The sequence below is a fragment of the Pseudomonas rustica genome (genome assembly GCF_018336155.1).
GTDB lineage: Bacteria > Pseudomonadota > Gammaproteobacteria > Pseudomonadales > Pseudomonadaceae > Aquipseudomonas > Aquipseudomonas rustica.
Genome location: NZ_JAGYHF010000025.1, coordinates 1 through 9,635, shown reverse-complemented (window position 1 = coordinate 9,635; position 9,635 = coordinate 1). Strand labels below are relative to the sequence as shown.

Genomic DNA, 9,635 nt, shown 5'->3' with positions numbered 1-9,635 from the left:
TTCGGCGAGCGACTTCATTCCGGCTTCCCTGATGAGTCGCGACACCTTTTCAGTAACAACTAAAGGTGTCGTGACACACTTGAGCATCTTGGCCTGGGTTTCGAAGTCAGCGGCGATCAGGTTCATCAGCAGCAGCTGGTAAACCTCCTGCTGGTTATTGATGCCGTGCGCCGCCATGACTGCCTTCAGGTCAGGCTTGAACACCCCGGCGACCTCAACCGTAAACTTCTCGACGCCCAATGCAGCGTCCTTTGCTGCAGCCTTCTCGCGCTTCCTGCGCTGCTTCTTGGCTTCCTCCGTCAGTTCCTTTTCCTCGGCCATGGCCTACCTCTTCAATTCCGCTGGCCGGCAAGTCCAGCCAGGTCTGTCGTTTGCGTTGTTGGGTGCGAAAACGTCTCACGCTGCGACCTTCACCTGATGCCAGGCGCCGGCGGCGTAAAACAGCTTCGCGGCTTCGGCTTCATCCATCGAAACTTCGTCCGGAATGGCGATCCAGCCTGATGCGATCAGATGCGTCGGGTTCGCGCTGTTGCGTAGCTCCAGGTAGTAATGCTCGATGGCATCAGTCAGGCGCTCGACCTTATAGATGCCCTCGGGCGAGATCTCCACCGACTTGATGTACTCGGCGCCGCGTTCGTCGCGACACATGGCGCCGATGTAGATCGTCCAGCGGTAAGAGAAATCGAAGATCGCATTGGCGATTGCCAAACTGCGGATCTGCCGGCAGCTCTTCCAGTTCGCCATGATCTGGCTGCCGCTGGGGTCGATGTTGACCACAGCGACATGGTTGGTGCGCAGCAGCGCCCGGCAACTGCGTTCCGCCCGGGCGAAACCGTTGTTGGGTTTGCGTTTCGACTTCATATCGAGTCCGCCATTTTGCGCAGAGTCTTGCGGTCGGCTGCCGATATCGGCTTCGGGCGCCGCTTGAGAACCGTTTCAGGGTCTATTCGAGTCGAGCGGGGCGGCGGTAGCGGATTGCGCGGCGGGCTTTTCAGTTGGGCGATCCGCCCGCCGGCGGCTAAGTACTGCGCGATTCGGTCAGCGATCGACTCGGCATCCGGTCGGTGCTGCTCGACGAGGTTGAGGTGGTCGCTGATCATGCTGGCCTCACTTGATCCGGATCGAACTGTCCCCGCGCTCCAAGTGCGCGTAGGCCGGCTCTTCGATCAGTTCATGTTCTGCGTCTTCGCCGGCGGCCATGCGCTTGCGCACAGCTTCGTTATGCTCGCGAATTTCCTTGAGCTTGGCGGCGATCGCGTTCTTGTCAGGGGTAATACAGGCGCTCACCGCCGTGAATTCGTCCGGCACCGCGTCTTCGTTATCGACGATGACCTTCTCCTTGCCCAAGGCCAGGGTGATGGTGAACAGCGGGCGCTTGATCGACTTGAGGTTGGCGGCTTCCATGTTCCGACGTAGGTAGTCGCTGATCTGCGAAACGCTGTTGGACTTGATGCGCTTGAGCTCTTTCAGACGCTCAATCTCGGTGTCGATGGCCGTTACGTCGCTCTCGATGTTGCGGCGTAGCATGACGATGTTGTCGGCCTTTACCTCGAACTCACCTTGTATCTCGTCCATTGCGTGCTGCAGGGCCTCTTTCAGGCCCTCATCGTCGGTGTCTGCCATTCCCTGAAGTTCGGCGAGCTTGCCGGTCAGTGCGTAAAGCTGGGTCATGCTGCATTCTCCTTGCCGGGCTCAATGGTCGCTTTGCGTTCTTCAAAGGCGCGAGTGATTCGGGCGATGAACGTCGGCTCGTTGCGGCGTGTCGCCTCGCGGATGTACTTGACGTTCAGCATCTTCAGTTCGTGGGCAGTGACGGCCTTGCCCATCGTTTCCACGGCCGAGTTCAGCCAGTCCAGACGCTCCCGCTTCTGGCGGAGGATCTCGGCGTCCTTGTCCACCGCCTGCTCGATCGCTTGTTCTTCCTTGAGCTGCTCGACGTAAGTCTCATCATCGAACAACCCAAGGAATACATCCGCGCTGAACCCAAGCATGGAAAGTGCTTTCTTGATTGCGTCAGTCAGCGACTTCTTCGGCGCCTCGCCGTCGGTGGTCATGCCGTAGCTGGTCTTGTACTGGTACCGGGTGCAGCCGTATTGCTCGATCTCGCCGCGCTGACCTTCTTGGGTAAACCAGAGGGCGATCTTGAGTGTGTGACCGATTTCGCGACCGATGCAGGAGCGTTTGTCGCCCTCACCGATGTAAATTTCGTGGCCCTCATCGAAGCGCTCTTCGATGATCTTCCAGCCCCAACCGATGCCGACCGGGCCGAACAGCTCGGTGGCCTTCATCACCATCGCGGTGCCGCTCAGGCTGGTGATGTCCTGGCCGTTGACCTTGGCTTTTTTGGTGAACCGGGTGTCAGTCTTTTCGACCAGTGCCCAAATCTGCATGTTTTTATCAGACATGACTGTTCTCCGCGCCACCGGAAAGGGGCGCTGTGGAAGGTTTATTCGGTGGCTTTGCTGATGGCGGCTCGGAGCTCCAAGATTTCCCGGAACTCCATGTCTTCAGCTCGATCGCCAATGCCCGGGACGTAATCAAAAGAGGCAATGAATTTCGCCCAGGCATCTACCGTTTTTTGTGCGGCTGCTAGAAGGTCAGGCGCGGCAGCCATGAGCCGCGCATCGGCTGTGCGGCGGCAATAGTCTGCAAGGTCCAAATCAGTTGCCGACAAGACTATCGACGGCTCAAAAGAGGCGCCGACGATCTTGATGAAGCCGGGGTAATACCCATCGACCACTTTCCACGGCCCGGGCGTGTGGCTTGATTCAGGCATGACGAAATCCTTGCCGCGACGTGCGCAGCGATTGAAGTTGAAAGTCAGGAGGTGATGCGGTCGGCGAGGGCGCTGAGCAACATCAGGAATGTGTAAAGCCCGATGACTCGAAACGAGCCTCGTCGAATCAGGATGCGGCGTGCCCGCTGAAGACTGGTCATCGGAACACGTGGTAGGTAGTGGAGCGCGGCACCTGGCACGTTCCCTGGCCATCGCGAACAACGCCGTAGGCGCCTGCCGCCGCAATCAGGATCACAACGAGAACCCAGTAGACGAGATTCATTGGCGAGCCCTCACAGCGATGCGTCCGCCTTTCATGGTTACCGACAGACGCTGCGGGAGGCTGTCTACCAGATCCTCGCGCTTGCGGCCGATGACCTCATTGAAGGGCAGGCCGAAGCCAAGGATCGCAATGCGCCGCTCGATATCGTCGAGCTGCTCATCGACCAACGTTTTTACCGGTGCAGTGGTCATGCCGAAACTCCTTTCAGATGCGTGTTGCGCTCGACGAACTTGGCGTCCAGAGCATCCCGACAACGATTGGCAGTGCGGGTGTCGATGATCTGGGCGAACTCCGCCATTTCGATCATGCCCATGACGAAGGTGCGATCAGGTACCGGAGTACAGGACTTGCGCATCTTCGCGATTTCAAGGCCCAGCCGGGCCAGTGCTACCTGATTACTCATAACTTGTCGTCCTCGGCTTGGGCGATCAGCGCGTCATCGATAAGGGGGCGAAGTAGGCCCTCCGCAATTTCGCCGAGCTTCCCCAGTGGGTGATCGCTGGGACCGAGCAGTCCGGCGGCAGCGACCTTGTCAGCGTGTCCGCGCTCGGCGGCGATCAGCAGGTACCCCAGCGAAGCCGTGGTGACCTCGCAGCCAGCAAGCCGATCGTTTGCATGCTCATCAACTGCCAGAGCGAACTGGGCCAGCGTGATGCCCTGAACCGGCCGCATGCGACGCTGAAACGAGACGTCACAGCCAAACCGCACCAACTGCTCAGCGGCGTTATACAGCCACTCAGCCCGAGCCACTTCCTGCGCGCTCTCGCTCACCATCGGAGGCAACTGCGCGTCGTGCATGGCCTGACAAATCTTCAGTGCTGCGTTCATGGTTGCCTCCAGAGCGGCGTTATTCGGTTGGCGGGGTGGGAAGAGGCGCCCAATGGGTTGTCACTGGCGGTCGTACCGGATGGCCGACACAATCAGCGTGCTGACACCACTCCTCGACGTCGTACCAACAACCTTCGGTAATTGAATCGAGGTAGTAGCCGAAGCCTTCACCCCAATTGCGCCAAACCGCGACCAGTTGATCCGGCATTGGCATCTGCTCATCGCAGTTGATCCAGTCGCTCATGGCGACCTCCAGCGTGTTTATCAGTCGTAATAGTCCTGATCAGCCAGATACTCGGAATGCTCGTTTACAAGCCATTCCTCCATCAAGGCGATATCGGAGTCGGTCATATGGCTGGTGTCGTCGGTCGAAGACCACTCAATGTCGACGCTGCCGTAGTACTCGTCGGGGTCGGAGGCGGCAGGGCTGAAAGTCCCTTTCGATCCAGAGAACGAAACAACGGTGAGGCTTATCGTGATGTCCTCACCATCCTTGGTGGTGCAATATTCGTAAGTTCGCCCCATCTCACTTCCTCCACTTGAATTCAACAAAGCGTCCGATGCGGGCGCTTGGGTAGGTTCGGCCCGTCAGATAGTTGCCGAGACCTTGATTGCCGCTGCGCAAGCCTGGATGGCGTCTTTCGCTGCCAGCTCGATGTTCTTGGCAATGACCTTGTTCACATCGTTGATCGCGTTTTTGGCGCTCTTTTCAAGCGTGTCCTTGATATACAGCTTCATCAGGACGGTGAGGCGGGGGCCTGACTCGCGCCAGTTGTAGGTGTCTTTCGACTCTTCGCGGGATTGGCCGTTGTAGTCGACCTTCTCGCTCATATACACCTCAGCCCGGCTGGCGATGTATTCCTTGAAGGTCATCGGTTCGCCCTTTGGCTCGCCGTAAGCATTGGTCTTCATCATGTTCGCGGCTTCGATCATTTCGCCGACGCGAGGCAGAACGTGCTCAGCAGCCAGTGCGGCGATCTTCAAATCCACCGCTTCCTGAACGCGCTTCTCAACCTGCTGCTTGAACTTGGAGGCGTATGACGATTCGTCACCCTCATCGTCAAAGCCGGTGGAGTAGAGAAGAGCGTGAACCGCCTGCTCAACGATCCGCTCTTTAAGGTCTGCTGCGCTGACGCCGAGTGCTTCGAGTGTTTTGATGTCCATCGGTGTATCTCCCGTTGATTTCCAATGCCGCCTCATCGAAGCGGCATCAGTAAATAGGTGCCCGGATATTTACCCACGCCGGGCCGTGCTAGCCTCTCCAGTCCCTACAACCGTTGAGGCAATACCGCATGAACATAGAGCTTCAGTGCAGCAAGTGCGGCTGCAAAGACTTCCAGCACCCCGACGACCTGAACGACGAGTCGACCATCACATGCAACGACTGTGGCGCATCCGCCCCCTACGGCGAGGTGAGAGAGCAGGCCATCACCAAGGCGAAGGAGTTCATCGACGGGAAACTCGGGAATCTGTTTAAGGGCAGCTAGGTCGGCTCGCATGGATTCAATTAGTGCGATTGTTTTTGTCGCATCAACATCAATGTGAAGCTGCATCTGCTTCTCCTGCTTTCCGCGTGGCCCTGAGATAGGGCCACCTGGAGAGCATCCGGGCTGCAATATGCGGCCCGGCATCTCTGTTTCTTCTCGCTACGCATATCTGGATCATTCGCCAGTTCGGTATCCCTCGTCTGCCGCAGGTTCTCCCTGCGTTTCCTTCCAGCGCCAAAGTCACTCCCGTGGCGGTAGGTCAGATCAGATCGCCGGTCCCCAGTAGAGGCGTAGCGGCTTAATAGTTAGTTTTTGACAGAGCCTTTGCATCGGCCCTACCTGTCCTTGCCGGACAGGCGGCCCCGCTGTTATTTCCGCAGCGGGATCGTGTTCTGAATTTTTAAAGAGCGGGTCAGGCCGTGAGGCCCTGGCGAGTCCCTGTTGGGTGACTCGATGGAGTGAACTATACGAATCCTCATAATGGCGGTCAATACGTTTTTGCATAATATTTTTCGCAGGCGTAAAAAAGCCCGAACATAGCCGGGCGTTTTTTCCGCTTCTACCTTTCAGCTATAGGACGGATCTAGGCCACTTCGCATCAACCACTCGACCTACAACGGACCAGGTGTCGTCCACCTCTACAGTGGGGAAGGACGGGTTAAGTGGCTTCAGGTAGGCCCTGCCGGAGTCCCAGATGAATTGCTTGAACGTGGCCTCATTGGTGTCAATCAGCTTGGCCACGACGTACTGGCCGCTTTCCACGTCGCCACCCGGTGCCACCAGAATCAGCATTCCCTCGCTGAAGCTCATGCCATTGGTTGAGGTCATCGATGGCCCTCTCACCTTTAGCCAAAAGCCATTCGGGCCGGCCCATGCGTCAGAAGGGTGCATCGCCTCAAAGTCGCCCACGTTGAACAAGTCCATTGCCTCCGCTGCAACTCCCGCCTGTACCCAGCTTATTTCAGGGTATTCGTAGTACCGGTTCGGCCCTGGAGCCGACTCCACGTTCGCGTCAAAGGTTTCGTCGCCGGTGCCGTACATGAGCCATTCCGGCGAAACCCTCAGAGCCTTGGCCAGCTTTGCAATTGTCGGCATGCGCGGGCTTGCGCTTTCCCCGGACAAAATCCGGTTGATCGTTGGCTGCGGAACGCCTGACCTCTTGCCGAGCTGCGTTTCGTTTAGGTCAGCGTCGGCCATTTTCGCGCGTATGCGCCCAGCGATATCCATTACTCACCAAATATACGAATGCGGATTATGAGAATTCTATTGCATGGCGCAATGCATATTCGTATGATTTGTCATGCAAAACCTCATAGGATTCCAGTCATGACAGTTCAAGAGATGTTGAATCGCCTTTTCCAGCTCGGGCTGTCGCAGACAGAAGTAGCTGAACACTGCGGCACCACGCAGGCCACGATCTCCCGCGCCACCAGCGGGACGATGGTCGGCTACAGCACCGGCAAGGCCATTGAGCTGCTGCTTGCTGAGCGTGAGAAGACCGCGAAGAACACCGAATTCCAAGCCGCTTAAACCTATTCCAACCACACAAGGAAACACAGATGTCGTACTTCGCACCCGATCACCTCCACGACAAGCCGACCAAGGTTCGCCTGGATGAGGTGGCTGATGATTTGTTGACAGCGATGGCCCGCTTCCAGCGGACCCAGAAAGCCGTTCTTGCTCGGGAAATTCTTGAGCGCGGACTGAACCAGATGATGGAAGAGCTTAACGCAAAGACTGACGTGGCCTGAAGTAGCCGAGGAGGCCCTGTGCCTGAAAGAAAACCGCTGGAAATCCAGCTCGACTGGCAGGGAGTCGCCGATCTGGAGCTGCTAGCCAGACGCAAAGGCGTAACCCCAGAAGAGCTGGCCGCAACAATTATGAACCGGGCGCTTGATCGAATGACCCGGCCACCAAAGAGCCGGAGCAACGTCGCTTCCATAGGACGCAAGGGCTGATAAGTCCCCCAGGGACTATTGAGGATCTGCCAGTGAAACAACCATCCACCAAATCGCAGGCACAAAAAAACCGACGGATCAGGTCGGTTCTTTTAACAGCGCTTGCAACAACGTTCTGGAGCGAATAATGCCCACTACCCAATCAATCGTCAATACCCCCGTCAGTGTCGCGACACGTTTTTCGAATTCTGAAAACGTGTCGCGTACCTCTATGTCGTCGCAAGAGATTGCGGAGCTGGTCGGTTCGCGCCACGACAAAGTCAAACAATCCATCGAGCGACTAGCCGAGCGCGGCACCATTCAACTTCCCCCAATGGGGGAAGTTAGAAACCACCTCGGCCAGAGCGTCAGCGTGTATCAGGTGTGCAAGCGCGACAGCTTCGTCGTTGTCGCCCAACTTAGTCCTGAGTTCACTGCGGCGCTCGTTGACCGCTGGCAGGAGTTGGAAGGGCGGATCTCCCAGCCCCGCGAACTCTCTCGCATGGATCTGATCCAGCTCGCCTTCGAAGCCGAGCAACAGCGCCTCCAACTTTCCATTCAGGTCGAGGCCCAAGCCACCAAAATCCATTCCATGGAGAACCTGTTCAAGGAAGGGATGACCCACACCCAGTTCTGCAAGGGCCTCAATGGGGTCAACGTCATGCAGGTGGGCAAGTTCCTCGAAGGCCGCAACTGGCTCTACAACGAGAGCAAGTCTGGCCTGCGCTTCCGTGTTGCGTCCTACGCCCGCGACAAGTACATGACCGAGCATCAGCACGAAGTCACTCCCCACGGCAAAGAGCCGTTCGTTTCCTTCACGCCAGTTCTGCTCAAGAAGGGCGCCGTGCGCCTGTATGACCTGTACCTGGCCGGCGAGCTGCCAATGAAGAAGACCTGGGACGGCCTATTCACTCACGACAAAGCGTTGCGGGGTGCTGCATGACTGATCTACCCCGCCAATTCAAAGGCGTGTGGATTCCTGCCGAGGTCTGGCTGGACCGTTCGCTGTCTATCACTGAGAAAGTGATGATGGTCGAGATCGGTAGCCTGCAAGACCCTGTCAGGGGGTGCTACGCCAGCAACAGCCATTTCGCCAGGTTCTTTGGCCTGTCGAGTTCCCGCGTCTCTGAAATCATCAGCGCGCTTTCTTCCAAGGGCCTTTTGCGGGTCGAACTGATCCGCGATGGTCGGCAGGTTGTGGAGCGCCGCGTGCGCCTTTCTGACCTATTCGGAAAGTCGAATACCTATTCGGAAAAGGCGGCGACCCTATTCGGAAAAGGCGGTGACCCCTATTCGGAAAAGGCGGAGGAGAGTAATACAAAGAGCAACAGTACATCTGAGGGTGAAAAGCGCGGCTCAGCCAAGGCTTCCCCGTCCGCTTCGCGCAAGGCCTCGAAGTTCGATCCTCTCATTGCGCGCCCTCTCAGCGTCAGCGAATCAACCTGGGCTGACTGGTGCCAGCACCGCCGCGAAATCAAGAAGCCTCTGACCGCCACTACCTGTGCCCGTCAAGCCAAGACCCTGGCAGGCCACCACGACGCTGATGCCGTGATCAACCAGTCCATCAGCAATGGCTGGACCGGTCTGTTCCCGGAGAAGGTTGTGGCGGGCGGCAGGACTATCGGCAACGGCCCCGACTTCTACGACAAGACGTGGCGCACCGATACGAGTGATGACCTATGAAGAACGTCACTCAGATGATCCCCGGCGCTGCTCGGGCGCTGGGAACCGCCGCCCCTTATCAGGCCACGGCGCAGCCCGGCACGCAGCTTGGCGTCGTTGATGATGCAACGGGTGAAGTGGTGGAGCGCCTCTTTCGCCAGCTTCAGGCCATCTTTCCCGCCCACAAGCAGGCCTGGCCTGACGACAAGGCCAAGGCCGCTGCAATGCGCAACTGGACAATGGGATTCATGGCCGCCGGCATCCGTTCACTGGAGCAGATTCGCTACGGCATCGAGCAGTGCCGCAAAAGCGGATCACCGTTCGCCCCAAGCGTTGGGCAGTTCATTGGCTGGTGCACGCCTGGACCAGAGGCTTTCGGCCTGCCAGCGAGCTCTGACGCATGGGTGGAGGCATTGATGGGCGTCTACAGCCATGAAGGCGTGCGCATTGCTGCCAACGAGACCGGAATATTCGACCTGCGCACTGCCAAGCAGGAAGACAAGGGCCTTCGCCAGCGCTTCGACCACAACTACGCCGTGGTGATCCGACGCGCCCAGGAAGGCCAGCCGCTGAACGGGAAGATCCTCACCGGTATCGGCCACGACAGCCAGAAGACCGCCTTCGACCTCGCCAACGAGCTGGCCGACCAACAAGCCCAGGCA

The 9,635-nt window shown here is 58.0% G+C and carries 19 protein-coding genes; 6 read left to right on the top strand and 13 right to left on the bottom strand.

What is annotated here, in order from left to right; translation table 11 throughout:
- From KFS80_RS26540 to KFS80_RS26485, 12 genes are all read right to left on the bottom strand, one after another.
- On the bottom strand, positions 1 to 321 hold a 321-nt coding region (locus KFS80_RS26540), incomplete at its 3' end, for a hypothetical protein (protein ID WP_212546448.1).
- A gap of 75 nt (positions 322 to 396) precedes the next feature.
- Complete coding sequence (locus KFS80_RS26535; RefSeq protein WP_212546447.1) at positions 397 to 861, bottom strand: hypothetical protein; 465 nt, start codon at positions 859 to 861, stop codon at positions 397 to 399.
- A complete protein-coding gene (locus KFS80_RS26530; RefSeq protein WP_212546446.1) occupies positions 858 to 1,100 on the bottom strand; it encodes a hypothetical protein in 243 nt (80 codons plus the stop codon). The genes KFS80_RS26535 and KFS80_RS26530 overlap by 4 nt, the downstream gene beginning before the upstream one ends.
- 7 nt (positions 1,101 to 1,107) lie before the next feature.
- Positions 1,108 to 1,671, bottom strand: a complete 564-nt coding sequence (locus KFS80_RS26525) for a siphovirus Gp157 family protein (RefSeq protein WP_212546445.1) — start codon at positions 1,669 to 1,671, stop codon at positions 1,108 to 1,110.
- Entirely contained in the window at positions 1,668 to 2,405 is a 738-nt protein-coding gene (locus KFS80_RS26520) for a hypothetical protein (protein ID WP_212546444.1), read from the bottom strand. Before KFS80_RS26520 ends, KFS80_RS26525 begins: the two co-directional genes overlap by 4 nt.
- A 41-nt stretch (positions 2,406 to 2,446) precedes the next feature.
- Positions 2,447 to 2,776 (bottom strand): hypothetical protein, encoded by a 330-nt coding sequence (locus KFS80_RS26515; RefSeq protein WP_212546443.1) that lies wholly within the window; start codon positions 2,774 to 2,776, stop codon positions 2,447 to 2,449.
- A 279-nt stretch (positions 2,777 to 3,055) separates the two neighbouring features.
- The gene (locus KFS80_RS26510; protein WP_212546442.1) at positions 3,056 to 3,250 is read right to left on the bottom strand and encodes a hypothetical protein; all 195 of its coding nucleotides are present in this window, start codon (positions 3,248 to 3,250) and stop codon (positions 3,056 to 3,058) included.
- Positions 3,247 to 3,462 carry a hypothetical protein gene (locus tag KFS80_RS26505; RefSeq protein ID WP_212546441.1) on the bottom strand — a complete coding sequence of 72 codons (216 nt, stop codon included), beginning with the start codon at positions 3,460 to 3,462 and terminating at the stop codon, positions 3,247 to 3,249. The genes KFS80_RS26510 and KFS80_RS26505 overlap by 4 nt, the downstream gene beginning before the upstream one ends.
- Entirely contained in the window at positions 3,459 to 3,887 is a 429-nt protein-coding gene (locus tag KFS80_RS26500; RefSeq protein WP_212546440.1) for a hypothetical protein, read from the bottom strand. Before KFS80_RS26500 ends, KFS80_RS26505 begins: the two co-directional genes overlap by 4 nt.
- A gap of 19 nt (positions 3,888 to 3,906) precedes the next feature.
- Positions 3,907 to 4,131 (bottom strand): DUF551 domain-containing protein, encoded by a 225-nt coding sequence (locus KFS80_RS26495; protein ID WP_108183205.1) that lies wholly within the window; start codon positions 4,129 to 4,131, stop codon positions 3,907 to 3,909.
- Positions 4,132 to 4,151: 20 nt separating this feature from the next.
- Complete coding sequence (locus KFS80_RS26490; protein ID WP_108183204.1) at positions 4,152 to 4,412, bottom strand: hypothetical protein; 261 nt, start codon at positions 4,410 to 4,412, stop codon at positions 4,152 to 4,154.
- 63 nt (positions 4,413 to 4,475) lie between these two features.
- Positions 4,476 to 5,051, bottom strand: a complete 576-nt coding sequence (locus KFS80_RS26485) for a hypothetical protein (protein WP_212546439.1) — start codon at positions 5,049 to 5,051, stop codon at positions 4,476 to 4,478.
- 128 nt (positions 5,052 to 5,179) lie between these two features.
- Here KFS80_RS26485 and KFS80_RS27390 point away from each other — a divergent pair, with 128 nt between their 5' ends.
- A complete protein-coding gene (locus tag KFS80_RS27390) occupies positions 5,180 to 5,374 on the top strand; it encodes an ECs_2282 family putative zinc-binding protein (protein WP_024013555.1) in 195 nt (64 codons plus the stop codon).
- 570 nt (positions 5,375 to 5,944) lie between these two features.
- Here KFS80_RS27390 and KFS80_RS26475 read toward each other — a convergent pair.
- Positions 5,945 to 6,601: a LexA family protein gene (locus KFS80_RS26475; protein WP_095040227.1), complete on the bottom strand. Its 657-nt coding sequence runs from the start codon at positions 6,599 to 6,601 to the stop codon at positions 5,945 to 5,947.
- A gap of 99 nt (positions 6,602 to 6,700) precedes the next feature.
- Here KFS80_RS26475 and KFS80_RS26470 point away from each other — a divergent pair, with 99 nt between their 5' ends.
- From KFS80_RS26470 to KFS80_RS26450, 5 genes are all read left to right on the top strand, one after another.
- Positions 6,701 to 6,904, top strand: a complete 204-nt coding sequence (locus KFS80_RS26470) for a helix-turn-helix domain-containing protein (protein ID WP_095040228.1) — start codon at positions 6,701 to 6,703, stop codon at positions 6,902 to 6,904.
- A gap of 29 nt (positions 6,905 to 6,933) precedes the next feature.
- Positions 6,934 to 7,125, top strand: coding sequence for a hypothetical protein (locus tag KFS80_RS26465; protein WP_058410615.1), 192 nt, complete (start codon positions 6,934 to 6,936; stop codon positions 7,123 to 7,125).
- 418 nt (positions 7,126 to 7,543) lie between these two features.
- Positions 7,544 to 8,254, top strand: a complete 711-nt coding sequence (locus tag KFS80_RS26460) for a Rha family transcriptional regulator (RefSeq protein WP_212546449.1) — start codon at positions 7,544 to 7,546, stop codon at positions 8,252 to 8,254.
- Positions 8,251 to 8,994, top strand: a complete 744-nt coding sequence (locus KFS80_RS26455) for a helix-turn-helix domain-containing protein (protein WP_212546438.1) — start codon at positions 8,251 to 8,253, stop codon at positions 8,992 to 8,994. The genes KFS80_RS26460 and KFS80_RS26455 overlap by 4 nt, the downstream gene beginning before the upstream one ends.
- Positions 8,991 to 9,635, top strand: a 645-nt coding sequence (locus KFS80_RS26450; RefSeq protein ID WP_212546437.1) for a replication protein P, incomplete at its 3' end; no start/stop codon positions are given. The genes KFS80_RS26455 and KFS80_RS26450, both read left to right, overlap by 4 nt.